The organism is Halostella pelagica (assembly GCF_004762015.1).
Lineage (GTDB): Archaea > Halobacteriota > Halobacteria > Halobacteriales > Natronoarchaeaceae > Halostella > Halostella pelagica.
The window spans coordinates 1-22,224 of record NZ_SJES01000003.1 but is presented as its reverse complement, the minus strand read 5'-3'; the positions used below and the strand labels follow the sequence as shown (position 1 = coordinate 22,224).

23 protein-coding genes are annotated in these 22,224 nt (G+C 64.1%); 8 read left to right on the top strand and 15 right to left on the bottom strand.

The window, feature by feature from the left end:
- Positions 1 to 55 precede the first annotated feature (55 nt).
- The 3 genes from EYW42_RS08225 to EYW42_RS08215 form a co-directional block, all read right to left on the bottom strand.
- On the bottom strand, positions 56 to 808 hold the full coding sequence (locus EYW42_RS08225) for an ABC transporter ATP-binding protein (protein ID WP_135534791.1): 753 nt from the start codon (positions 806 to 808) through the stop codon (positions 56 to 58).
- Positions 809 to 849: 41 nt separating this feature from the next.
- Positions 850 to 1,305 (bottom strand): 30S ribosomal protein S19e, encoded by a 456-nt coding sequence (locus EYW42_RS08220; protein ID WP_135534790.1) that lies wholly within the window; start codon positions 1,303 to 1,305, stop codon positions 850 to 852.
- A gap of 65 nt (positions 1,306 to 1,370) precedes the next feature.
- Complete coding sequence (locus EYW42_RS08215; RefSeq protein WP_135534789.1) at positions 1,371 to 2,393, bottom strand: flippase-like domain-containing protein; 1,023 nt, start codon at positions 2,391 to 2,393, stop codon at positions 1,371 to 1,373.
- 107 nt (positions 2,394 to 2,500) lie between these two features.
- Between EYW42_RS08215 and thiL the strand changes: the two genes are divergently transcribed.
- Positions 2,501 to 3,376, top strand: a complete 876-nt coding sequence (gene thiL, locus EYW42_RS08210; protein ID WP_135534788.1) for a thiamine-phosphate kinase — start codon at positions 2,501 to 2,503, stop codon at positions 3,374 to 3,376.
- 29 nt (positions 3,377 to 3,405) lie between these two features.
- Here thiL and EYW42_RS08205 read toward each other — a convergent pair whose 3' ends face one another.
- The 4 genes from EYW42_RS08205 to EYW42_RS08190 all read right to left on the bottom strand — a co-directional run bounded on the left by EYW42_RS08205 (position 3,406) and on the right by EYW42_RS08190 (position 7,104).
- Positions 3,406 to 4,506 carry a site-2 protease family protein gene (locus EYW42_RS08205; RefSeq protein ID WP_135534787.1) on the bottom strand — a complete coding sequence of 367 codons (1,101 nt, stop codon included), beginning with the start codon at positions 4,504 to 4,506 and terminating at the stop codon, positions 3,406 to 3,408.
- A 73-nt stretch (positions 4,507 to 4,579) separates the two neighbouring features.
- Positions 4,580 to 4,834, bottom strand: a complete 255-nt coding sequence (locus EYW42_RS08200; protein WP_135534786.1) for a DUF7123 family protein — start codon at positions 4,832 to 4,834, stop codon at positions 4,580 to 4,582.
- Positions 4,835 to 5,070: 236 nt separating this feature from the next.
- Complete coding sequence (locus EYW42_RS08195) at positions 5,071 to 5,898, bottom strand: molybdopterin synthase (RefSeq protein WP_135534785.1); 828 nt, start codon at positions 5,896 to 5,898, stop codon at positions 5,071 to 5,073.
- 48 nt (positions 5,899 to 5,946) lie between these two features.
- Positions 5,947 to 7,104, bottom strand: a complete 1,158-nt coding sequence (locus tag EYW42_RS08190) for a hypothetical protein (RefSeq protein WP_135534784.1) — start codon at positions 7,102 to 7,104, stop codon at positions 5,947 to 5,949.
- Positions 7,105 to 7,299: 195 nt separating this feature from the next.
- Here EYW42_RS08190 and pyrH point away from each other — a divergent pair, with 195 nt between their 5' ends.
- The 3 genes from pyrH to EYW42_RS08175 are packed head-to-tail and all read left to right on the top strand — an operon-like array spanning position 7,300 to position 11,504.
- Complete coding sequence (gene pyrH / locus EYW42_RS08185) at positions 7,300 to 8,019, top strand: UMP kinase (protein WP_135534783.1); 720 nt, start codon at positions 7,300 to 7,302, stop codon at positions 8,017 to 8,019.
- The gene (lysS, locus tag EYW42_RS08180) at positions 8,016 to 9,662 is read left to right on the top strand and encodes a lysine--tRNA ligase (protein WP_135534782.1); all 1,647 of its coding nucleotides are present in this window, start codon (positions 8,016 to 8,018) and stop codon (positions 9,660 to 9,662) included. Before pyrH ends, lysS begins: the two co-directional genes overlap by 4 nt.
- Before the next feature lie 54 nt (positions 9,663 to 9,716).
- The gene (locus EYW42_RS08175) at positions 9,717 to 11,504 is read left to right on the top strand and encodes a site-2 protease family protein (protein WP_135534781.1); all 1,788 of its coding nucleotides are present in this window, start codon (positions 9,717 to 9,719) and stop codon (positions 11,502 to 11,504) included.
- Between the two features lie 135 nt (positions 11,505 to 11,639).
- On the opposite strand, the gene EYW42_RS08170 is transcribed toward EYW42_RS08175, so the two are convergent.
- Together EYW42_RS08170 and EYW42_RS08165 are read right to left on the bottom strand one after the other, a co-directional pair.
- Positions 11,640 to 12,158 carry a PadR family transcriptional regulator gene (locus EYW42_RS08170; RefSeq protein WP_135534780.1) on the bottom strand — a complete coding sequence of 173 codons (519 nt, stop codon included), beginning with the start codon at positions 12,156 to 12,158 and terminating at the stop codon, positions 11,640 to 11,642.
- A 127-nt stretch (positions 12,159 to 12,285) separates the two neighbouring features.
- Positions 12,286 to 12,567 carry a hypothetical protein gene (locus EYW42_RS08165; protein WP_135534779.1) on the bottom strand — a complete coding sequence of 94 codons (282 nt, stop codon included), beginning with the start codon at positions 12,565 to 12,567 and terminating at the stop codon, positions 12,286 to 12,288.
- 152 nt (positions 12,568 to 12,719) lie between these two features.
- Here EYW42_RS08165 and EYW42_RS08160 point away from each other — a divergent pair, with 152 nt between their 5' ends.
- Positions 12,720 to 14,501: a heme-binding protein gene (locus tag EYW42_RS08160; protein WP_135534778.1), complete on the top strand. Its 1,782-nt coding sequence runs from the start codon at positions 12,720 to 12,722 to the stop codon at positions 14,499 to 14,501.
- Between the two features lie 62 nt (positions 14,502 to 14,563).
- On the opposite strand, the gene EYW42_RS20520 is transcribed toward EYW42_RS08160, so the two are convergent.
- From EYW42_RS20520 to EYW42_RS08145, 3 genes are all read right to left on the bottom strand, one after another.
- Entirely contained in the window at positions 14,564 to 15,115 is a 552-nt protein-coding gene (locus EYW42_RS20520; RefSeq protein ID WP_375137125.1) for an HVO_2922 family protein, read from the bottom strand.
- A 352-nt stretch (positions 15,116 to 15,467) separates the two neighbouring features.
- Complete coding sequence (locus EYW42_RS08150) at positions 15,468 to 16,526, bottom strand: aldo/keto reductase (protein WP_135534777.1); 1,059 nt, start codon at positions 16,524 to 16,526, stop codon at positions 15,468 to 15,470.
- Positions 16,527 to 16,575: 49 nt separating this feature from the next.
- Positions 16,576 to 16,995 (bottom strand): hypothetical protein, encoded by a 420-nt coding sequence (locus EYW42_RS08145; RefSeq protein ID WP_135534776.1) that lies wholly within the window; start codon positions 16,993 to 16,995, stop codon positions 16,576 to 16,578.
- A gap of 146 nt (positions 16,996 to 17,141) precedes the next feature.
- On the opposite strand from EYW42_RS08145, the gene EYW42_RS08140 reads away from it, so the two are divergent.
- Complete coding sequence (locus tag EYW42_RS08140; RefSeq protein WP_135534775.1) at positions 17,142 to 18,032, top strand: acyltransferase; 891 nt, start codon at positions 17,142 to 17,144, stop codon at positions 18,030 to 18,032.
- Positions 18,033 to 18,184: 152 nt separating this feature from the next.
- On the opposite strand, the gene EYW42_RS08135 is transcribed toward EYW42_RS08140, so the two are convergent.
- On the bottom strand, positions 18,185 to 19,516 hold the full coding sequence (locus EYW42_RS08135; protein WP_135534774.1) for an aryl-sulfate sulfotransferase: 1,332 nt from the start codon (positions 19,514 to 19,516) through the stop codon (positions 18,185 to 18,187).
- An 81-nt stretch (positions 19,517 to 19,597) separates the two neighbouring features.
- Here EYW42_RS08135 and EYW42_RS08130 point away from each other — a divergent pair, with 81 nt between their 5' ends.
- Positions 19,598 to 19,915: a DUF7577 domain-containing protein gene (locus tag EYW42_RS08130; protein ID WP_135534773.1), complete on the top strand. Its 318-nt coding sequence runs from the start codon at positions 19,598 to 19,600 to the stop codon at positions 19,913 to 19,915.
- Positions 19,916 to 19,983: 68 nt separating this feature from the next.
- Positions 19,984 to 20,700 carry an Nmad3 family putative nucleotide modification protein gene (locus tag EYW42_RS08125; protein WP_135534772.1) on the top strand — a complete coding sequence of 239 codons (717 nt, stop codon included), beginning with the start codon at positions 19,984 to 19,986 and terminating at the stop codon, positions 20,698 to 20,700.
- Between the two features lie 608 nt (positions 20,701 to 21,308).
- On the opposite strand, the gene EYW42_RS08120 is transcribed toward EYW42_RS08125, so the two are convergent.
- Positions 21,309 to 22,085: a Cdc6/Cdc18 family protein gene (locus tag EYW42_RS08120; protein ID WP_237561309.1), complete on the bottom strand. Its 777-nt coding sequence runs from the start codon at positions 22,083 to 22,085 to the stop codon at positions 21,309 to 21,311.
- 20 nt (positions 22,086 to 22,105) lie between these two features.
- Positions 22,106 to 22,224, bottom strand: a 119-nt coding sequence (locus EYW42_RS08115) for an integrase core domain-containing protein (protein WP_161972926.1), incomplete at its 5' end; no start/stop codon positions are given.

Below are 22,224 nucleotides of genomic sequence, written 5' to 3'. Positions count from 1 at the left end.
TCCGTCGACTGAGCCGACCGGCCCGTAACGTGATCTGTCGGTTCCTCTCGGGCGTTCAGTCCGCCGTCGCCGGCGTGTCGGTCACTTCGAGGAAGGCGTCTTCGAGGCTCCGGCTTCCCCCGGACTCCGCCTGGCGCTTGAGTTCTTCGGGCGGTCCCTCGGCGACGAGTCGGCCGTCGTGAAGCACGCCGACCGTGTCGGCCAGTTCGTCCACGACGGGGAGGATATGCGTCGAGAGGAAGACGGTCATCTCCCGCTCGGCCAGATCAGAGATGGTCTCGCGCATCGTCCGCGCGGCGCGGGGGTCGAGACCGCTCGTCGGCTCGTCGAGGAAGGCGACTGCGGGGCGGTGGAGGACAGCCTGGATGACGCCGGTCTTCTGTCGCATCCCCTTGGAGTAGGCGTTGATCCGCTTGTCCGCGTCCTCGGCCAGGTCGAACCGCTCTAGCAGGCGGTCGATCCGTTCCGTCGCCTCCTGCTCGGGAATGTCCCGGAGGCCAGCGATGTACTCCAGTTGCTCCCGACCCGTGAGTTCGTCGTACAGCGGCGGCTCCTCGGGCAGGTAGCCGATGTGTGGTGTGACGGACTCGCGGTCGCGGATGTCGTTTCCGGCGACGTGGGCGGTCCCCGAGGTCGGGCGGGTGAGCGTCGCCAGTATCCGCATCGTCGTCGTCTTTCCGGCTCCGTTCGGCCCGAGAAACCCGTAAACGGTACCGCGTTCGATGGAGAGTGAGAGGTCGTCGACGGCGAGCGTGTCGTCGTAGCGTTTGGAGAGGGCGTCGGTCCGGATCGCGGGGCTGTCGCTCATGAATGCTATTTTAGCGACAGCGAGTATGAAAGTTGGTGTCTCTAGGCGTAGCGTTCGAGTTCGGGGCGGTCGAGGTCTTCGAGAACGTCACCGGCGGTCTCGTCGAGCAGGCTGCGGCCCTCAGCGGTGATGCGGCGGCCTTCGCCGTCGGCGGTCTCGACGAGGTCCTCCTCTTCGAGGTCCTGAAGGATAGTGCGGATGACGTTCTTGCTCCCGTCGCTTCGCTTCGCGGGGGCGACGCGGTAGCGGTTGGACCCCCGCTTGGCACTGCCGTAATGGGTGGAGAGCCGTTCGATCCCGATCGGGCCGTTCGTCGCGACCTTGCGAAGCAGACTCGCGGCGCGGACGGCGAAGAAATCCTCCTGTTCGGGGGGTAGCTCGCGACCGGCACCGGTCTTTGCGAACTTCGCCCACTGCGGTTCGTCGATCTGGTCCTCGAGTTCGTCGGCGAGCGCGTCAATGAGCGCGTCCGCCGGAACGTCGTACAGCGTTGTCATACCATCGCCTTCCCTCGCGCGGCATTTAAGGCCATCGTATTCCCACGGGCCCGCGCCGGTCGTTATCACCCGCTATCGGTCACCCCGAACATCGACGCTGCGACGCCGCCGATCCCCGTCGACAGCCAGTACGTCGCTGTTCGGTGGATAACGACGGCGGCGCTCGCCGTCGACAGCATCAGGCCCGTCGTGGGTACCAGCAGGGCGACGAGAACCGCTTCGACTCCGCCGAGTCCGCCCGGAAGCGGGGTCACTCCCGCGACGCTCCCCAGCGGGATCGCGACCATCACCGCGCCGAAGGAGACGGGATGGCCGAGCGCGTACAGGGAGAGCCACAGCGAACACATCTGACCCAGCCACCCGAGCGCCGAGAACCCGAGCGCCAGAAGGAGCGTCCGTCGGTCCGTTCCGACCCGCTCGATGGTGTGGAAAAACCCCTCGATGCGGTGCTCGATGTCGGCGGCGGTCGGCGGCGACTTCCGTGGAATGAGCTTCGTCAGCCAGCGAACGAGCGGCGTCACGACTCGAACCGCCGATCGCTCGACTCGATAGCGGTGCTGCCAGCCCAGATACGCGGCAACCGGGAGTGCAACGGCGAGCGCCCCGACCGACGCGGCGGCGTATTCCAGACGTGCGTTGAACGTCACTTCGGTCGCCATGTAGGCGACGCCGAGTAGCGCGAACCCGATAGAGGGGACGAAGTTCAGCGCGTCCACGCTCGCTATCGCGGCGAGCGACGTCTCGTACTCGCTGTCGGTCGTTCGCGAGATGAGCAGGGCCGTAAACGGCTCCCCGCCGGCCTGGCCGAACGGCGTCACGTTGTTCGAGAACATCGCGCCGGCGAAAACGAGAAACGACCGCGGCACGGACAGTGAAATTCCCAGTGCGTCGAGAACGGTCCTGAGCGCGAGCCCCCACGCGAGAAGCCACCCGAGCGCCGCCACGACGACGGCAGCGACGACGACGGGTCGCGCGCGCCCGAGCGCTGCCAGTATCTCGTCGACGCCCGCGACCCAGAACAGACCGGCGAGTATCGCCAGCGCCCCGAGGAATCCGGCTATTTTCGCCCGGGTGCTCCCGTTGACCATGCGGCGTACTGACGACCGTCCGGCAGTTGAAACCACCGGGTCTGCGGTATCCGGATTCAGTGGCGGCTAACCGGTCGGTTTTTCGGCCCCCGGTGGGATGGTCGACTATGAACGAACGGACTGCCCTGGCGCTGCTGGGCGAGTCCGTCGGCGCGGCCGGCGACGACGCCGCCGTCGTCGACGACCAGGTGCTCACGACCGACATGCTCCACGAGACGACGGACTTCCCGGACGGGACGACCCGGTACACCGCCGGCTGGCGGTCCGTCGGCGCGTCGCTGTCGGACGTCGCTGCGATGGGTGCCGACGCGACTGCTGCGGTCGCCGCGTACGCCGCGCCGTCGTTCGGCGAGGCGGAACTCGCCGCCTTCGTCGAGGGAGCGACGGCCGTCTGTGAGCGCGTAGACGCCGAATACGTCGGTGGAGACCTGGACGAACACGACGAGTTCACCGTCGCGACGACGGCGCTGGGAGAGACGACAGCCCCCGTCCGCCGCCGTGGCGCAGTGCCCGGTGATCGCCTGTGCGTTACCGGAACGTTCGGCCGGAGCGCGGCCGCGTTACGGCTGTTTCGGCGAGGGAAGACGGAGCGGGCGAACGACCTCTTCCGGTTCGAACCGCGCGTCGCAGCGGGGCGAGCTATTGCCCCGCACGCGACGGCGATGATGGATTCCAGTGACGGTTTCGCGCGCTCGCTCCATCAGCTATCCGAAGCGAGCGGCTGCGGGTTCGCCGTCGAGGAAGCGGCGGTACCGGTCGACGACAGCGTCGACTCGGCGGCCGATACTGCCGACGAACACCGCGAGATGGGGCTGTTCTTCGGCGAGGACTTCGAGCTCGTCTTTACCGTTTCCGAAGACGCCGTCGATGCGGTCAGGGACGCCTCGCCGACGCGGATAACCGTGGTCGGCGATGTCACCGAAAGCGGCGTGACGATAGATGGGGACGCACTGCCGGACCGCGGATTCACGCACGGTGAGTGACGCCGAGGGTGGGTGCCGTCAGCTTCAGTTCATCCGCCGTAGGCGATAGGCACCGGCGTGAAACAGAGCGCACCGAGCAGGAAGGTGAGCGCTCCCAGCGCCATCCGCGGGGTATCGAGCGATTCGTCGTACACCGGCGTCGCCGGTCCGGCGAAGGCGATAGCCGACGCGAACAGTCCCCAGAAAACCCAGAGGAAGATGGCGTTACCGGCGACGTTCCGGACGTAGTGGAGGTATCCGGCCAGACCGAACAGGACGGCCGGGACCAGCGCAGCGACCGTCTCTTGGCGGTCGCCGGCCATCGCCCGGACGATGTGGCCGCCGTCTAGCTGACCGACCGGTAGCAGGTTCAGAAAGGTGACGAACATGCCGACCCAGCCGCCGACGACGACCGGATGGATCGATTCCCCCGGCGGGTAGTACAACTGCTGCCCGGTCAGGTCCGCAATGAGTACCAGCAGCGGTGGGTAGCCGAGTTCGAACGGGAGCGTTCCCGGCGGCACGTCGACCGGGGGGAGCGACAGACCGACCGCCGTCACGACGACGGTAGCGACCAGCCCAGCGAGCGGACCGGCCGCACCGATGTCGAACAGGGCTTTGCGGTCCGGCATCTGCCCTTTCATCTTGATCACCGCGCCCATCGTCCCGATCAGCGTCGGAAGCGGGAGGAAGTACGGGAGCGTGGCGTCGACGCCGTGGTATCGGCTCATGACGTAGTGTCCGAGTTCGTGCACCCCGAGAACGCCCATGATCGCGACGGTGAACGGCCACGCGCCAAGGAGTGTCTCCGGATTCGCTATCGGGTCGTAGCCGTACCACACCGTCCCGGCAAACAGCGTCGAAAACACTGTCGCCACCGCGAGGATAACGTTCGTCCACGGGATCCCGTCGACGCCGACGTCGACGGGTTCTGCGACGAGGACGTACTCGCCAGTCCGGCGAGTCAATCGGACTTCGTACCCGTCGGCACGAAAGCGCGGCCAGATGTGTTCCATCAGCTGCTCCGGCGGGACGAGCGGGTCGCCGTAGTACAGTAACTGGTCACCGTCGGTCCGCACCTCGTACACTCGAAATGAAGAAGCGAACGAATCGGCGGGGGGGCCCACGTCGGGGCCATCTCTGTTCGCCATCGTGGCGTTTTTAGCGGGCGTAGCGTGATAAACCCACTGACAGCGGGGTTGTGGGGCGGGGGACTGCGGGGGATCAGGCCGGTTCGACGCGCCACGTCGTCGCGCTCGTGTACGACCACTTCTCGACTTCTAGCTCGCTCGCGGAATCGCTCAGTTTCACCATCAGTGCGCCGATCTCCTTGGGGGAGAGGTCGACTTCGTCCGCGATGAACTTACTCTTGAAGTACAGTTCCCCGTCCGTCGCTTTCTGCCGGAGGAACTGCTTGAGTCGATCTTCCTTGTTCTCTGTAGTCGGGTCTTCAGTGGAGGGCTGCGAGGTTGCGCTCATTTGTTGTCGCCTCGTTCTCCCGTAATACCGGGGATATGTTATAAAGGAAGGATGCTTCGGCCAGTTTCGAGCGCTTTTAGCCCAATCTACGGTTTTTACTCCGTTTCATGTTATTTAGTTTACCCTTAATAAACGGACTAGAGGGGACGAGACGTTTTATAATCGCATCTAACTCTGTATTCGGGATATTTATTATTATCCCGGGTATGTGTTGGTTTTCCAACTTCTACATCTCGTCACTGCTCGTGAACCCAGAACTCGTCCTCGACCGTCACTTCCTTCTTGAAAATCGGCACGTCTTCTTTGAGACGGTCGATCCCGTCTTCGACCGTACGAAACGCCTCCTTCCTGTGTCCTGCGAGGACGACGACGAAGACGATATCCTCGCCGTACTCGACAACGCCCGTTCGGTGGTGCAGCAGTACCTCGTACACACCGTCACGGTCTGCCAGTTCCGCACGAAGGGCGTCGAGTCGGTCCTCGGCGACGCCTTCGTACTTCTCGAACTCCAGGAACTCGGTCGCCTCGTCATCGTCGTGGTCTTTCGCACGGACCCGTCCAGTGAACGTGGCTACCGCGCCCGCTTTCTCCGCCGCCGGAGAGCGTTTCGCGCGGGCGACGAGGGACCCGAGCGTTTCGTACGGTTCCGTCTCTCGTAGGGAGTCGACCACGTCGCCCACGTCTATGTCCGTTGCCGTTTCGCCGGTCGCGATGGCCTCGCCTCGGTGGTCACGGTTGCCGAGGACGACCTGTGGCATGTCAGCGCCGCTGAACCCCTCGACGACCGCATAGTCGTACTGCGGTGAGAGATCGTCCAGCGTCTCCGAGAGCGTTCGGGAGTCGCCGGTTCCGAACCACTCGCCGTCGTCGGTGATACCGTACGTCCGGTCCGCGCCTGCGGCCCTGTGTCGCGCGGTGTCTTTCCCGTCCGTATCGACCGCCGGTGCGTGCGTGAGATGCTTCACCGTCGCCACGGTCCCGTGGCCGTCGAACCGCTCGGCGAACCGCTCGACGAGGGTAGTCTTTCCGCTGTCCGACGGTCCCACGACGCCGAGTACTTTCATATCACCACTTCGATTCGCCGGGGCTTGTAGCCTTCGCCCGCGGTGTCGTCACTGTCGCTGCCACCGAAGCGCTCCGACCGCAAGCGCGGCGACGGCTGCCGGTATCCCGAACCCGTCGAGTCCCCCGCCGTTCGTTTCCTCCTCGGCCATCGTGGTTTCGCCGTCGATGACCCTGATCGTCACCGTCTGGCCGTTCACTGACGCCTGATACGTTCCCGCTGTTTCGATCTCGCGGACGAATTCGACGGTCTGCGTTTCGCCGGGTTCCAGGGTGACGGTCTCAGTTCCGACCCGCTCGTCGAAGAGACGAAGCGTGACGTTCGTCGTCGTCTCGGTGTCGCCCTCGTTGACGACTACCGCCCGGATGGCTACCGACTCTCCCGTCGAAACCTCGGTGCGGTTCGCGGTTACGTTCGTCACGCCGACTGTCCGGGGACCGTCGTCTTCCGCTCCGTCGTCTTCCGCTCCGTCTTCCGCTCCGTCGTCCGACACCGTCTCGTTCCCTTGTGAGCCGTTTTCCTGCCCGGCCGCGAGGGTGTCTCCAGTTCGTTCGCTCTCGTTGCCTGTCGCCCCGTCGTCAGCCGCATCCGAATTGTCCTCGTCGCTGTCGATACCCGGTCCCGACGCGTTGCTCTCTCGCTGTTCGGCGTCCGCGGTGCCGAGCGGTATCTCGCGGGGGTCATCGCCTTCGATCACTATCTCGTGTTCGCTGCCCTCGGTATCGAGCACGATTTCGCGCTCGCCGTCTTCGAACAGCGTCTCCCGCCGCCCGTCTTCGACTGGAACCTCGCGCTCTCCGTCCTCGGTTTCGACCGTCACAACCCCCTCCTCGCCCTCGAACGCTATCTCCACGTCGCGCTCGTCGGTTTCGAACTCTATCCCGACTTCTCTGTCGCCGTCGTCTGTTGCTACCTCGACCGCGCGTCCCTCCCCGTTAGAGCTGTCGTCGTCGGAGTCCGAATCGGTCGCCTCGTCGCCGTCGTCCGCGTCATCCGCATCGTTTCGGTCGTCGCCGTCGTCCGCGTCATCCGCATCGTTTTGGTCGTCGCCGTGGGCGTCGTCAGGATCCGCGTCGTCCTCCTGCACGTTCTCGAGGCCGTCGACAACGGTCGCCGCGTCGCCGGTAGCGCCTGCGGCCGCCGCGTTGCCCGCGGCGACGCAGACGAGCAGAACGCACAGGCAGACGAGTACGATAGGGCGGCGCATAGGGTGACGGGAAACGACCACCCCTGAGGGGTTTGTAATGACGGGCCCAAGCCCAGCTACGCGGGAGAAACCGCGCCTTTACCTCTCCGCGAGATTGGATGTCCGCGGCGTTCGGCGCGGCCGTTCGGGCGCGACAGTCGAAACGGTAGAGAGTTGGCAACCCTTAAGAGCGCGACAGGGTTACTCGGCGGTAGCATGAAAGTGGTCGTTTCTATCGGCGGGAGCGTTCTCGCGCCCGACCTCGGGTCGGAGCGGGTCAGCGAGCACGCGGCCGTCATCGAGGCACTCGCTGACGACGGCTGTTCCGTCGGGGCAGTTGTCGGCGGCGGCGGCGTCGCCCGGGAGTACATCGGGACAGCGCGAGACCTCGGCGCGAACGAGATCGAGTTGGACCAGATCGGCATCGACGTGACGCGCCTGAACGCGCGCCTGCTCATCGCGGCGCTCGGCGAAGACGCCGTCCCGGCACCTGCCGAAGACTACGAGGAGGCGGGGGAAGCGATGCGCCGCGGCGACATCTGTGTGATGGGCGGCGTCACGCCTGCGCAGACGACCGACGCGGTCAGCGCGGCGGTCGCGGAGTACGTCAACGCCGACCTGCTCGTCTACGCGACGAGCGTCCCCGGCGTGTTCAACGCGGACCCCAACGAGGACGACGGTGCCGAACCGTTCGACCGCCTCTCCGCGGGCGAACTCGTCGACGTGATCGCCGACATCGATATGACCGCCGGTAGCTCCGCCCCGGTCGACCTGCTCGCGGCGAAGATCATCGAACGCTCGGGCGTGCGAACCATCGTTCTCGACGGCACGAACCCGCAGCGGATCGCCGACGCCGTTCGCGACGGCGAACACGACGGAACCGACGTCATCCCGGAAACCGCGGGTGACGAACCGACCTACTGGGCCGAGAGATGACCGCCGAGAGCGACCCGTACACGCTGCGAGAGGACGACGAACACCGTGCCTTCTGGGCCGACGAAGTCGCCGACCGAGTCCTCGACCGGGACCCCGACGAGCCGATAGTCGTCAAGGGCGGTATCTCGCCGTCCGGCGTCCCGCATCTGGGAAACGTCAACGAGATCATGCGGGGGTACGTGGTCGCGGAGCGCCTCCGCGACCGCGGTCACGAAGTCCGACAGGTGTTCACCACTGACGACCGCGACCCGCTCCGAAAACTCCCGCGGAAACTCGCGGACCTCGACGGGAACCTCGTGGACCTCGGCGACGTCGACGCCGGCGCGCTCGGGCGAAACCTCGGCAAGCCGTACACCGACATCCCGGACCCGTTCGGCTGCTGTGACTCTTACGGCGAACATTTCTCCAGTCTCATCGCCGAGAGCGCGGCCCTACTGGACGTTTCTCTCGACGTGGTCTCGAACACCGAGATGTACGAGAGCGGCGAGTTCGAGGACGCGACCCGCTATCTGCTTACCAACGCCGACCGCGCCCGAGAGGTGCTCGCCGAATACCAGGACAAGATCGACGCGGAGTACGTCCCGTTCAATCCGGTCTGTGAGAGCTGCGGCAAGATCACGGAGACGGTGACAGCCGTCGATGTCGAGGCCGGCACCGTCGACTACGTCTGTACCGATATGGAGGCCGGCGACCGCACCATCGAAGGCTGCGGCCACGAGGGCACCGCTACTCTGCGCGAGGGCAAACTCCCCTGGCGCTTCGAGTGGCCCGCGCAGTGGCGCTCGCTCGGCGTCGACTTCGAGCCGTTCGGCAAGGACCACGCCGAGGGTTCCTGGCCGAGCGGCGAGGACATCGCGCGCAACGTGTTCGAGTTCGACCCGCCGGTGCCGATGGTGTACGAGTGGTTCACGCTGAACGGCGAGCCCTTTTCGTCCTCCGAGGGGAACGTCGTTCTCGTCTCGGACGTACTGGAGATGCTCGAACCCGAGGTGCTCCGGTACTTCTTCACGAAAGACCCCAGCAGGGCGCGGGACTTCGACATCTCCCGGCTAGACCAGCTAGTCGACGAGTTCGACAACTTCGAAGCGGTGTACTTCGGCGAACGCGAGGGTGACGAGCGAGAGCGCGAACTCGCTGAGCGCGCGTATCCGATCGCAGTACGGGAGGCCCGCGAGGAGCGCGTCCGCCTGCCGTACACGTTCGCCGCCGTTCTCGGGATGACTGAGGACGAGGACCTGCGCGAGGAGATCGCCCGGCGCGAGGGCCACATCCCGGCCGACGCGCCCGACTGGGCCGTCGAGGAGGCGCTCGCCCGCGTCGAACGCGCCCGCGAGTGGGCGCGCCGCACGGACAACGAGTTCAACTACGAACTCAAGCGCCGAGAGATGCCCGGCGTGGAACTCGACGAAAACACCGAAGCGGCGCTCGACGAACTCGCCGACTTCGTCGAACGCGAGGACGATCCCGAGGCTATCCAGGGAGAGATATACGAGACGGCGAAGCGCCACGATATCCCCGTCGGTGACTTCTTCTCGGTCGGCTACCGCCTCTTTTTCGACGAGGAGCAGGGACCGAAACTCGGTCCGTTCTTGGCGAAACTGGACGAGACGTTCGTCGTAGCGCGACTCCGGCGCGAGCGTTGACAGACGGTCCGCGGAACCAAACCCATTTGACCTGCCCGCCCCCACGGTGAAACAATGAGTACGCTGATGTGGGTGCTTGCCGGCATCGTCGTCTACTGGTTCGTAGTCTTGCTGTTGCGGCGGCAGGGCCTGCTACCCGACTACATCGGCACCCAGGGGCCGATCATGACCCTCCACACGAAGCGCGGCCGCGAGTTCCTGGACTGGCTCTCGGCCCCGAAACGCCTCTGGCGCGCCTGGGCGAACTTCGGCATCGGCATCTCCATCGTCCTGATGGTCGGCTCGTTCGTCTTCCTCCTGTTCGGCGCGTTCGCCGCGCTCCAGCAGACTGAGTCGACGGCAGTCAATCAGCCGCGAAACGTCCTCGTCATCCCCGGCGTCAACGATTTCCTCCCGCTTTCGGTCGCGCCCGAGATAATTACCGGCCTCGCGCTCGGCCTCATCGTCCACGAGGGCGGGCACGGCCTGCTCTCCCGCGTCGAGGGGATCGACATCGATTCGATGGGACTAGCCTTTTTCACGATCATCCCGGTCGGCGCGTTCGTCGAACCCGACGAGGAGAGTCAAGCGGCGGCCGACCGCGGCGCGAAGACGCGGATGCTCGCGGCCGGCGTCACCAACAACTTCGCGATTACGGTCGTCGCGTTCGCGTTGCTGTTCGGCCCCGTCGCGGGCTCTATCGGCCTCGCCTCCGGCGCTGCCGTCGGCGGGAGTCTCCCGGGGTCACCCGCCAACGAGTCCGGGATCGGCTACGGTGACCGCATCACCGCGGTCAACGGACAAGAGGTCGAGACGAACGACGACCTCACGGCTCTGCTCGAGAGCGAGGACGACCGGGAGGTGGAAGTGGAGATAAACGGGGAGAACACTGAAACGGTCAACCGCTCGCTACTCGTCACCGGCGTGACGCCGGACGGTCCGGTAAACGTCGAGCGCGGATCTACTATCAGGGCGGTCAACGGTACTGAAGTGTACACCGAACAGGCGTTCAAAAACGCCGTCGAGGACCGCGAAGTGATAGCGGCGACCGTCCAGAAGAACGGGTCGACCGGAGAGGCGACGTTCCCAGTGGGCGCGTACGTCCACGTCGCTGACGACGGCCCGCTCTCCGATTCCGAGGCGTCCGCGGGCGACGGCGTCGTGATCGTCCGGATGAACGACCGTCGGGTCACATCGCTGTCGGACCTCCACGACTGGGCCGACAACTCCTCGCCCGGCGACGACGTGTCGATGGTCGCCTATAAAGACGGCCAACGGGTGACGTACAACGTCACTCTCGGGGAGCATCCGCGGGACGACATCGGCTTCATCGGCGTCACGCGGCAGGCGGAGGGGATGTCCGGACTCACGGTCAGCGACTTCGGTATTCAGACGTACCCCTCCGATCAGTATCTCACGCTGCTCGGCGGAGACGGCGGCGCGGGAAGCGGTCCGGACCTGCCCGGTCCGGTCGGCTCTTTCTTCGGCAAGATACTGATCACGCTGTTTCTCCCGCTCGGAGCGCTCGCGGGATTCGCGTTCCCCTTCGCCGGATTCACCGGCCCGATGACGAACTTCTACGTCGTCGACGGCCCGCTCGCGTTCCTCGGCGGCGGCGTGTTCACCCTCGCGAACGTGCTGTTCTGGACGGGGTGGATCAACGTCCAGTTCGGCTTCTTCAACTGTATCCCGGCGTTCCCGCTCGACGGCGGACGGATCCTCCGGACGAGCACGGAAGCGGTCGTTTCGCGGCTCCCGATCGACACCACGCACGAACTCACCCGGACGGTGACGACGACGGTCGGCCTGACGATGTTCGTGAGTTTCCTGTTGCTGGTGTTCGGACCGCAACTCCTCGGGTAGCGAGAAACAGGTTCGTCGCCGGGCGGAGTTCATACCGTCGGACGGACCGCCGTGACGAGATTCGACGTCCCGGCGTGTCGACAGTCTTCGCGGGCTTCCGTCCGACAGTATCAGGGTCCGACCCGGGGCCTGGAGTCAGTTCTCGTCGAGTCCGTGGCGCTCGTTGAACTCCTCGGGCGTCTCCTCGATCCGGTCGAACTCGTCGAAGTAGTGTTCGTGGTGGCGGATCATCTGTTCGACGATCCAGGCGCTGAACTCCTCGTCAAACCGCCAGGAGTTCTCGACCGTCGGGAACTCGAAGCGGTCGTCGGTGGTGAAGCCGACGTAGACGTGATAGAACCCGAGGATGACGTCCGCGAACTCCTTCGCTTTTTCCGCGCTCTCCTCGCGCTTTTCGGCCAGTTCGTCGCGGCCGTCGTCGGTGAGTTCGAAGTACTTCCGGTCGGGCTCGTCCTCGCGTTCGATCCGCTCCGCCCAGCCTTTCTCCTCGAACTTGTAGAGAATGGGGTAGACGGACCCGTACGACGGCTCCCAGTGACCGCCACTGATGTCCTCTATCTCCTTGAGTATCTCGTATCCGTACCGGGGTTTCTCGTCGAGTAGTTCGAGCACGACGTACGAGATCAGGCCTTTCGGTGGGCCGCTCTTCCGCATTGGGAGGCACTTTCCGTGGTGACTGTGAAAGGGTTTCGGTCGTCTCCGGTCGGGTGATACTCCGGCCGAGCGCCCGCCGGTTCCCGGCGTCCGCTGGAAGTTCGCGGCTCCTCGTGGGCGTGCGTAATTATTCGTCGATCTGTCCGTCGTCCGCGTTCGCGAGTTGCAGCGCCCGGAGAGCGACGTACAGGAGGACGAGACCGGTCCCGACTGCGACGACGAACTGGCCGACGAGGACGAGGAGCCCAGCGAAAATCGAGAAGCCGAACAGGAACGCGATTCCGAACGGGACCACTGCTATCGCACCGACCGCGGCGATCAGCTTCGCGATCGGTATCGCCTCGTACAGGAGGCGGTCCGTGTCTAACTCGCCGGTGGCCGAGTCGATGAAGGGTGGAGAGGGCGGCATCGAGCGACTGATCAGAGCCGATAGATATCAGTCTTATTACTCCCACGTTTCGCGACTGGTCGGTTCTTTGCGTCCGACAGCCAGACGATAGTTCCGCGGCGACCCCGAACGAAACGGTAAGGCCCTTACTCGATCCGTCCTAACGTTGGAGTATGGACAGACGAGATCCCCCGCCGACGGAAGAAGGCTGGTACGCGCTCCACGACCTCCGAACCGTCGACTGGGACGCCTGGCGGGCGGCGGCCGAACGGGACCGCGAACACGCTATCGAGGCCGGCGTCGAGTACCTCCGCGACGTCGAGAGCGTCGACCCCGACGACGGCGGGTCCGCCGTCTACAGCGTCGTCGGTCACAAGGCCGACATCATGATCGTCCACCTGCGCCCGACGATGGCGGCTCTCGACGCCCTCCAGCGGCAGTTCGAGGGGACCGCCCTCGCCGAGTTCACGGAGCGGTCGAGTTCCTACGTCTCCGTCACCGAAGCGTCGGGCTACAGCGAGCGGGCCCGCGAGTACTTCGAGGACGAGGTTGCCGACGACTCGGGACTCGCACAGTACATCCGGTCTCGCCTCCACCCGGAGATACCCGACGACGGGTACGTCAGCTTCTACCCGATGAGCAAGCGCCGTGATCCGGAGTACAACTGGTACGACCTCCCGATGGAGGAACGCACCGAACACATGGCGAGTCACGGCGACATCGGCCGCGACTACGCCGGGAAGGTGTCCCAGATAATCAGCGGCAGCGTCGGCTTCGACGACTGGGAGTGGGGAGTCACGCTGTTCGCCGACGACCCGACGGACATCAAGGACCTGCTGTACGAGATGCGCTTCGACCCCTCGTCGTCGAAGTTCGCCGAGTTCGGCCAGTTCTACGTCGGCCGGCGGTTCCCGCCCGAGGACCTGGACGCACTGCTCGCCGGCGACGAGGTGCCGACTGACGCGGGTGCCGAGGCGCTCGCCGGCGACGGCGAGAGCGATCCTACCGCCGCGGACGCGGCCGACATCGGCGACGAACTCGCCGCGGTCGGCGTCGATGTCGACGCCCCGGAGGGGTCTCACGGCCTCGTTCTCCGTTCGGACGCTGACGTCGAGACCGTCCGCGAGGAGGTCGACGGCCTCCGCGGCAACTTCGAACACTACGACACGCACGTGTTGACGGAGGTACACGAAACCGACGACGGCACGGCTATCGTCTCCGTTTGGGAAACCGAGAGCGCGGCCGACACCGCACAGGGCTTTCTCGAAGGCCTGCCGGGCGTGACGGAGACACACGCCGGGGCGCTCGGCGGCGGGGAGACGACAGTTGTGGGCGACGACGGTGACCATACCGGCGACGGCGGCGACGCGACGCACATCCGCGATGAACTCGACGACCTCGGCATCTACGCCGGCCAGCCACACGGCGAGGACGTGTTCTCGCTGGTGCTTTACTCCGAAGCGGACGTCGACGTCCTTCGAGACGAGGTCGACGACCTGAGCGACGGGTTCGACCGTTACGACACTCACGTCAAGACGGCCGTCTACGAGGCTGACGGCTCCAACCCCGCTGTGGTCTCCATCTGGGAGACGGCGGACGCCGCCGACACCGCCAGCGACTACCTCTCGGACCTGCCCGATATCGTCCGACAGGAAGGTGACGACGGCACCTCAGCGTTCGGCACGATGGGTATGTTCTACACCGTCAAGCCCGACTCGCGCGAGGAGTTCGTCGAGCGGTTCGACACCGTCGGCGGCCTCCTCGCGGACATGGACGGTCACCGCGAGACGCACCTCTACGCCAACGTCGAAGACGACACGGACATGTTCATCACTAGCCGCTGGGACTCGAAGGACGACTGCATGGAGTTCTTCCGCAGCGACGCCTTCGCCGACACGGTCGACTTCGGGCGGGAGGTCCTTGCGGACCGGCCGCGACACGTCTTCCTCGCCTAACGCGACCTCTCGCGCTGTCGTTCGGAACTTTGTCGCGTCCGCTTCTCACCGCACTCCCGTTCCTACTCTTTCCCGGGCGCTAACTCCACCTCCGCCCCCGGCGCGTTCGCCTTCACGCTCTGGAGGCCCTGCTCGGCCTTCTGCTTCGAGGAGTAGCCCTCGCCGCTGTCGGCGATGATGTTCCCGTTGTCGTGGCGGAGCCGCCAGCGCCAGTCGCCCGCCTTGTCGCGGAACAGCTGGAACCGCGCCTTAGCCGTCTCGAACGTCGGCTGTTCGTCGCCGAGGGGGTCGTCCGGGAGCGCCTCGGCGATCTCCGCCTCGCTCACCGACTCGCCGGTTTCGGCGGGTTCGACGTGTCCCGCCATGTCGGCGTGCTCGACAGCCTCGTCTAACTCCGCGGGCGGCTCTCCCGGGCGACTCGGCGGCGTCTGTGTATCCATTTCGGTGCCCTGGCTGGACGCGAACGTGATGGCGTCTGCCCGCAAGACACCGTCAACACCCGGTGCGACGAGGTCCGCCGTCATCAGACCGTCCCCCTCGGCGGTCAGTTCGAGTTCGTCCTCGTCGACTTCGATCTCCAGCGTCGCCGTGATCTTGACGGTGTCGTCTGCCATGGAACGACGTACCACCAGCGAGGGGTTAACGGTTGGCCCCGAACGGACTGTATCCGCTACTGGTCGGCGGACGCTTCGACCGACAGCGCAACGACCGGTCGCCTCCACTGTAGGGTGAAAGTAAAAATACCGCTGTCTCCCGCCGTGCAGTCTAGTGGTTTCGAGCGGAAGCGAGGGGGTTCGGACCCGGATCAAACGTGCCGCCGAGCGCAGTCTCCGGTGAAACGCTCGACCGCTCGGCCCGCGGCACAAAAACGCGGGTGACTGCTATCTCGCGCCGAGGTTCTCACCCGATCAGTCGCCCGCACAAAAGCGCGCGAGATCACTGACTCGCGGTAAAACGCTCGCCCGGTTAATCTCCCGCACTCATCTTCTCGATTCCGGCCGATTCGATGTCTTCGCCGTCGACCGACGAGCGGAGGCTGTCCATGCCGTCGTCGCGGTCGATGCCGAAGTTGTCAGCGTGAAGCTCCGCAACGCGGTCGACCTCCTCGTCGCTGAGCGGCGGCGTGTCGGGAGCGACGGCCCACTCGTCGATGTCCGCTGCGGTGCGGAACGTCGGCGTCACGGAGGCGACGGCGTCGTGGGCGAGCAGCCACTGGATGGCCGCCTGTCCCATTGTGCGCTCCCCATCCTGCTCTAGGAACCGAAGCGCGTCGACCTTCTCCCACCCCGTCTCGTACCACTCGTCGGGGCGGTACGCGCGATGGTCGCCCTCGTCGAGTTCAGTGTCGGGAGTGACCTGTTCGTTCAGCAGGCCCGAGGAGTGTGGGACTCGGGGAAGGAGGCTAGTGTCGGCGTCGAGTTCTTCGATAGTGTCGAGGAAATGCCCGCCGGGTGCCTGTTCGAGGACGTTAAACACGACCTGGACGGCGTCGAACCCTTCCTCGATGGCGCGGTCGCCCTCGGCGAGCCACCCGATGGAGGGTCCGAGCGCCCATCCGACGGCATCGACGGTGCCGGCCTCGCGAAGGTCGTCGAGCGTCTCCAGTACGTCGCGGTCGACCTCGTCGACGTTCGCGTTGTGGAGCATCAGCACGTCGACGTAGTCCATGTCCAGTCGGTCGAGACTGCGGTCGACCGCCGTCTCGATCCACTCGCCGTCGATCCGCTTTGGCAGTTCGCCGTGGCCGGCCTGTGGGTTGTTGTAGAAGTCGTAGCCGACTTTCGTACTCACCGTCACCTCGTCGCGGACATCAGCGAGGGCGCGGCCGACCAGTTCTTCGCTGTCGCCGTGGCCGTACACGTCGCCGGTGTCGAAGAAGGTGATTCCCCGGTCGAGCGCGTGCTGGATCATGTCGACCGCCTGGCTTTCGGCGCGGTCGCCCCACCAGTCAGTGCCGACTACCCACGCGCCGAACCCCACTTCGCTGACCTCGACGCCGGAGCTTCCGAGTTCGCGGTGCTGCATGGGTGCGCGTTGGGATGCAACGCACTTATCGGGTCCGGTTCGCTCGACGTCAGGGGTCGTGTTTGACCGTCGCCGTCTCGTCGCCCGTCGCCGTGTCGGTGCCGAGTTCTTCGCTGTCCGCTTCGACGGTCAGATCCAGCGATACCGCCTCGTCAGGCCCTCCGCCCCGCGGAAACACGGACGCCGAAATCGGCGGTTCGATGTTGTCGACCGCTTCTTGGTCGCTCTCTTTCATGTCGTCCGGGATGACGAACTCCTGTTCTCCGAGGCCGGAGACCGGGATCTTGTTCGTCGTGTTTCCGTCGTCGAACTCGATCTGGCCGCTGAAGGCGGCCGTCGTGGAGACGGTCACCGTCAGCGTGTCGAACGAAGTTCCGGAGACGGCGTCCAGAGCCGTACTGATACAGCCAGCGGAGCCTACGAGCGTTAGTCCAGCAGTACCGAGTACAGCCCGTCTCTTCAGTTCCATACATCTACATGATATAACAAATATATGTGTATTGTGGATCTTTTCACAGAGGCCAGTAGCACGGTCGTAGCGCCCCGAACCCACCGCTCTAACGCTATCTTCGGTCATCCGAATCCATTTCAACGCGGCCCGCGTTACGGGTGACAATGACGAAGCGACACGTCTCACTCCCCGAAGAGGCGGACGACGGTGTGACGGCGTTCATCGAGGAGGTGGATAGTCGGCTGTCCGGCGACGAGGACACCTGTTCCGTCGTTCAGGACGTTCTCGTCGACCTGTACGGGGACCGAGAGGCGTTCGAACGGTGGCAGGCCGGCAAGCCCGTTTCCAACGCGACGCGAGTTCGACTCCAGGGGTACGACCCCTGCAACGCGACAGTCGAATCGGAGTACTACGCCGAAAAAGACGAGGAACGGTTTCAGCGCTCGAAGCATCTCCAGTGGCTCTGGCGTCAGTTCGACGCCACGCCGATGGCCGACAACGTCGAGTTCGCGCTCCGCTTTCGGCGGATGCTCGCCAAACACCTGTTCGACGAGTGCGGCGACAACTGCCGCTTTTTCAAGGGAATCTCGTTCACGTACGGCCACAACATCACTGTCGGCGACAACGCAGTCGTCCACGACGACGTGCACCTAGACGACCGCGGACGGATCACTGTCGGCGACCGCGTCTCGATCAGCGACGGCGTCCACGTGTACAGCCACGACCACGACGTAGTCGACCAGACCGCGGTCCAGAACTATCACACTATCATCGAGGACGACGCCCGCGTCACCTACGACGCGATGGTCCGTGCCGGTACCAAAGTCGGGCGAAACGCACTGGTCGGTGCCCGTGGCGTCGTCCAGAACGACATTCCGGACCACCACATCGCCGTCGGGATGCCGGCCGAGAGCGTGAAGATCAAACCCGGATGGGAGGACGTCGCCGTCGCTATCGACCAGGCGAACGAGAACCGCCAGGAACAACGCCGGATCGAGTTCGAACTCGACGACGGTCTCGACGTCTTCGACGAGTTCGACCGGGACCTCTCATAGGAGTCGTCGTAACTGTATTCCGGTCTTCGCCGACGCGAGGTCGGCGAACTACCGAACTGACGTACGACAGTCTCTCACCGTCTAGCGATAGTAGCCAGTGAAACGGTTCATACAGTGATAGCCCGATAGCAGGCGGTCGAGTGTGCAATGTGTCACCGGCTCCTATCGTTCCGAAGCACTGTCCAGAGGCGGCGTGTCCCGAGAACGGCGAAATCGAGGACGATAAGCAGCGACGCGAGCGCACCTGCAGAGATCGTCAGCAGGTGGGACAGCCGGATCCAGTTCGGAAAGACGAACCGAGCCCAGGCTTCGGCCTTTGCGGCGGTTTCCGCGACCATGGACTGCTCCGCCGTCCGGCTACCGAGTCGCCATCCAGGCACCGTCTCGCCGCCCTCTTCGGGAACCGAGAGTCGGTCCGCGGAGTACGGCATCGCGACGCCGCGGTACTCCCAGACGACGGCTCCGTTGCTGTCGACCTCCACCACGCGGTCGTTGTACGTGTCGACTATCAGCGTGTTCCCGTTCGGGAGGCGGTCGGCGTCTCGCGGCCAGAACAGGAGGTCGCTCCCACCGTACGCCCACACGCTCGTCCCGTTGTCGACGCTGTACTCGATGACTCGGTTGTTCTCGCTGTCCGAGACGAGTAGCGTCCCCCACTCGTCGAGGCGCTGGGGGTTGTGCTGTTCGTACATAGTCTCGTGATCCCCGGGTTCGCCGACCATACCGACGATCTCGTTCGTCTCGGGGTCAACCTCGATAACCGTGTCGAAGTTCCGGACGGATAACTGGAAGTTCCCGTTGTCGAGGTGGTCGATGTCGTTCATGTGCGTCCAGTCGCGTTCAGAACCCTCGCCCTCCGGACCGCCGTACTCCTCGTGGAACTCCGTCCCATCGCCGAGATGGTCGGTCGCGTTCCACTGCCACGTAACCGTTCCGTTTCGGGCGACGGTGAACGCACGGTCGTTGCCCATGTCCGCAATGGCCGTCTCGCCGCTGTCGAGGCGGTCGACGTCGTGCACTTCGTGGTTGAGGACGTACTCGTCGTACCAGGTGTAGCGCCAGACTATCTCTTCGTCGTCACCCGCCAGCGTGTCGCCGTCTATCTCCAGAATCCGATTGTGGACGCACTCTTGGGAGTGATAGAGTATCTGGGCGGTCGGACAGTTGTCCCGCTTTACTTTCGTCGCAACGGCGACGAGCAGGTTTCCGTTGTCGAGCATCTCCGAGTCGAAGACGCGCGAGTTCGGCGGGTCGTACACCCACACTCGATCGCCGTCCGGCGTCACTTCCATCGCCTTTCCGTCGAAGTCGTCGCCGTAGCTCTGGACGCTGATGAGCGTGTTTCCGGGATACGGTTCGCCGGCCCCCGAGGCCACGGCCGTTCCCTGCTGGGTCGTATCCGTGAGTACGACCTGCAGGCCGAACACCGCGGTGAGGACGAGTACGACAGCAGAGAGGGCAACGACGCGCGTCCGACGGTCCATACTGGCGAGTGGTAACGGCTGTCGCCTAACTCTGACGGTCCGCCACGAATACACAAGTGTTTGCAGTACGTAGTGGTACACGTGGACATCCCACAGTGGGCTCTGATCTACGTCGTCTCGTTCGCTCTCCTACACCTGGCTATCTACTACTACTATCTCCGGGGTGAACAGAGGGACGACTCGGCGAACCCCTCCTTTTCCGGCGAGAACGGCGGCGATTACTCGCCGAGAAAACCGGTTCCGCGCGACCGGCGCGACGCGCCACAGGACCTCCACGACGCCGGGTGGTCCGAACAGGACGACATGGACGGACGCCGGTGTCCGCACTGCGGGACGATAAACGAGAGCAATCCGACGTACACCTACTGCTACGAGTGCGTCAAGCGCCTGGGAATGTAACCTCGCTCTCCGGTCCGCGGACCCGTCCCTGCGAACCATATTTCCGGCGAGCGTCCGTAGCTCGCAGTATGCCACGGAGTGTAGCGGTCAACGTCGGTGCGAACACGACGCTTCCCGGGTTCCGCGCGCCGGTTCACCCCGACGGACGCTTCGAGTACGTTCCGATCCCGGAACGCGAACCCGCGGCGGTGTCTCTCCCGACGTACGCCGACCTGAACGTCGAGATGGATGTCCCGCCGGACGTCCGCGACACCGAGGTCCATCTGGATCCCGAGTTCGCCGAGTATCCCCAGTGCGAGGCCTACACCTACGGGGACGACTACGCTGTCAAGGCCGGCCCGCTTTCCGACCTCGCGGCGGGCGACTACGCCTTCTTCTACGCGACGCTCTCGACCGCCGGCGACCCGCCGACGTGGGCGGCACCGGAGTGGGGCGCGTACCTGATTGGCGCGTTCCGCCTTGACCGCGACCCCGTCACGGCGTACGAGTCACTCGACCCGGCCGACCGAGAGCGGTTCGCGAACAACGCCCACGTCAAGCGCGAGACGGTCGATGCCGAAGTCTTGCTGTTGGGCGACCCCGCCGAATCGCGACTGTTCGACCGCGCGATCCCGCTGTCGAGTCGGACCGCCGGTGCGGACCCGAACCGAATCGTGATCGACCTCTCGGCGGATTCCGGTAAGGGTCCGTGGTGGCGGCGACCGCTCCGGTTCGACGAACCGGCGACCTCGGCGCTCGTTGATATCGTCGAAACCGGCGAGATAGAGCGGTGCTTCGAGAACTGACCCTCTCAGGTTCGTTCGTCGAAGGATGCGCCGGCCGGGAATTGAACCCGGGCTATGAGCTTGGGAAGGCCATCGTGTCACACGTGCGAAAAATCATGTCACCCACCCGGTGAATCATCATACTTCCAGCATCTTTTCACACGTGACCACCGACAGATCGCCGCTCCGTCTTGCATTCTCTCCCGCTGGCGGTCCGGAGTTCCTCGACTCGTACTACTATCCGGTATTTTATAAAGACCCGGTCTGTGAGCTTGATGCTTAACCGCATAGAATGTACCGCTTAACCCCTGTTACAAACGATCCGGCTGGTAATATTGGAGCTCTGCGTCCGCGAACGTTTCCTCAAACCGGGTGATTTGGTCCGGATAGATCTGTTCAAGGTACTTTTCAGGTGAGACCTGGCTGTATGGGTAGACTCCGTCAATCGCGTATTCTCCTTCTTTCTCACCTTCGAGAACGCGGACGTTCACCTCTAAACAGGGCTCTAATGTTTCCTTATTTATACAAGGTTCAAGCACAATTCCGACCTGGTCTTTTTCAAGACCACAGACAAGTAGGTATTTCTCAATCTCCTCAACCGGATCATTCGATGGCCAGTCGATATCGTATCACCCTTCGACCTTTTCCAGAAACTGGGGTGTGATCTTGTCGACCCCCTGTTTGGATGCTTGGCGGCCTGCTTGCAGAAGCTGTTCTAACGCGTCCCGACAGTCACCACTCGATTGGGCCACCCCCTCAGCAATTCTCTCTACAACTTCAGGTTGCACGACTCCTGGCTGGAACGCTTTCTCGACCCGGTCTTCAAGGATCTGCTTCAGCTCCTCCGCCGTATAGGGTTTGAATTCGACTGTTCGACAGTTGAACCTGCTTGTGCTCCGTGAATCAAGGAAGAACTCCCCTGGTGGCAGGTTCGAAACTAGTACCAGACCGAGTTTGTTCTCGGACTGCTGGTTTAACATATGGAGGTCGTAGATGATTTCGTCTTTGTCTTCGAACCGGTCGAATTCGTCGAGAAAGACCGCGACACACCGGTTCTTGTCGAGCCAGTTCCCGATTATCTGGAGAAGTTCATCAACGGGTTTCCCCTTTCTGGGAGCAGGATAGCCTAACTGGATCAGCATCTCCGTTAGTAGGGAAGACCGAGTTCGGTACTGCCAGCAGTTGATCCGGACGGTTTTCACACCATTCTTGTTTCCCAGTGTGTCGAAGACGTGGCCTACACACACGGTTTTCCCGCTGCCTGGCGGGCCGTACACTAGCAGGTTCTCCGGTGACTTCCTTTCCGTGAGCGGATCGACTGCATCTCGGATAGCGTGGATCTCGGCCTCACGACCGACTACGTCTGGAGGTGAGGATTCTGCCTTGAGAAGTTGCTCTGAGCGTATAATGCTACCACCGGCACTGTCTAGTTTAGCACCTCTGCTGGCGTCTGTCCGTTGAGTGACTGGTGCGGTCGCTGCGTGTTATAATAGTGTACGAACTGTTCAAGCCACTCTCTGACGCTCGCCCGACTGCCGACCCACG

Excerpts from the sequence above, each read along its gene's own strand:
- EYW42_RS08165 (WP_135534779.1), bottom strand. The coding sequence starts at position 12,567 with ATGCCGCCCTCTCCACCCTTCATCGACTCGGCCACCGGCGAGTTAGAC.
- EYW42_RS08175 (WP_135534781.1), top strand. The coding sequence starts at position 9,717 with ATGAGTACGCTGATGTGGGTGCTTGCCGGCATCGTCGTCTACTGGTTC.
- EYW42_RS08140 (WP_135534775.1), top strand. The coding sequence starts at position 17,142 with ATGACGAAGCGACACGTCTCACTCCCCGAAGAGGCGGACGACGGTGTG.
- EYW42_RS08215 (WP_135534789.1), bottom strand. The coding sequence starts at position 2,393 with ATGGTCAACGGGAGCACCCGGGCGAAAATAGCCGGATTCCTCGGGGCG.
- lysS (WP_135534782.1), top strand. The coding sequence starts at position 8,016 with ATGACCGCCGAGAGCGACCCGTACACGCTGCGAGAGGACGACGAACAC.
- EYW42_RS08145 (WP_135534776.1), bottom strand. The coding sequence starts at position 16,995 with ATGGAACTGAAGAGACGGGCTGTACTCGGTACTGCTGGACTAACGCTC.
- EYW42_RS08150 (WP_135534777.1), bottom strand. The coding sequence starts at position 16,526 with ATGCAGCACCGCGAACTCGGAAGCTCCGGCGTCGAGGTCAGCGAAGTG.
- pyrH (WP_135534783.1), top strand. The coding sequence starts at position 7,300 with ATGAAAGTGGTCGTTTCTATCGGCGGGAGCGTTCTCGCGCCCGACCTC.
- EYW42_RS08220 (WP_135534790.1), bottom strand. The coding sequence starts at position 1,305 with ATGACAACGCTGTACGACGTTCCGGCGGACGCGCTCATTGACGCGCTC.
- thiL (WP_135534788.1), top strand. The coding sequence starts at position 2,501 with ATGAACGAACGGACTGCCCTGGCGCTGCTGGGCGAGTCCGTCGGCGCG.
- EYW42_RS08195 (WP_135534785.1), bottom strand. The coding sequence starts at position 5,898 with ATGAAAGTACTCGGCGTCGTGGGACCGTCGGACAGCGGAAAGACTACC.
- EYW42_RS08170 (WP_135534780.1), bottom strand. The coding sequence starts at position 12,158 with ATGCGGAAGAGCGGCCCACCGAAAGGCCTGATCTCGTACGTCGTGCTC.
- EYW42_RS08200 (WP_135534786.1), bottom strand. The coding sequence starts at position 4,834 with ATGAGCGCAACCTCGCAGCCCTCCACTGAAGACCCGACTACAGAGAAC.
- EYW42_RS08225 (WP_135534791.1), bottom strand. The coding sequence starts at position 808 with ATGAGCGACAGCCCCGCGATCCGGACCGACGCCCTCTCCAAACGCTAC.
- EYW42_RS20520 (WP_375137125.1), bottom strand. The coding sequence starts at position 15,115 with ATGGCAGACGACACCGTCAAGATCACGGCGACGCTGGAGATCGAAGTC.
- EYW42_RS08190 (WP_135534784.1), bottom strand. The coding sequence starts at position 7,104 with ATGCGCCGCCCTATCGTACTCGTCTGCCTGTGCGTTCTGCTCGTCTGC.
- EYW42_RS08160 (WP_135534778.1), top strand. The coding sequence starts at position 12,720 with ATGGACAGACGAGATCCCCCGCCGACGGAAGAAGGCTGGTACGCGCTC.
- EYW42_RS08125 (WP_135534772.1), top strand. The coding sequence starts at position 19,984 with ATGCCACGGAGTGTAGCGGTCAACGTCGGTGCGAACACGACGCTTCCC.
- EYW42_RS08205 (WP_135534787.1), bottom strand. The coding sequence starts at position 4,506 with ATGGCGAACAGAGATGGCCCCGACGTGGGCCCCCCCGCCGATTCGTTC.
- EYW42_RS08135 (WP_135534774.1), bottom strand. The coding sequence starts at position 19,516 with ATGGACCGTCGGACGCGCGTCGTTGCCCTCTCTGCTGTCGTACTCGTC.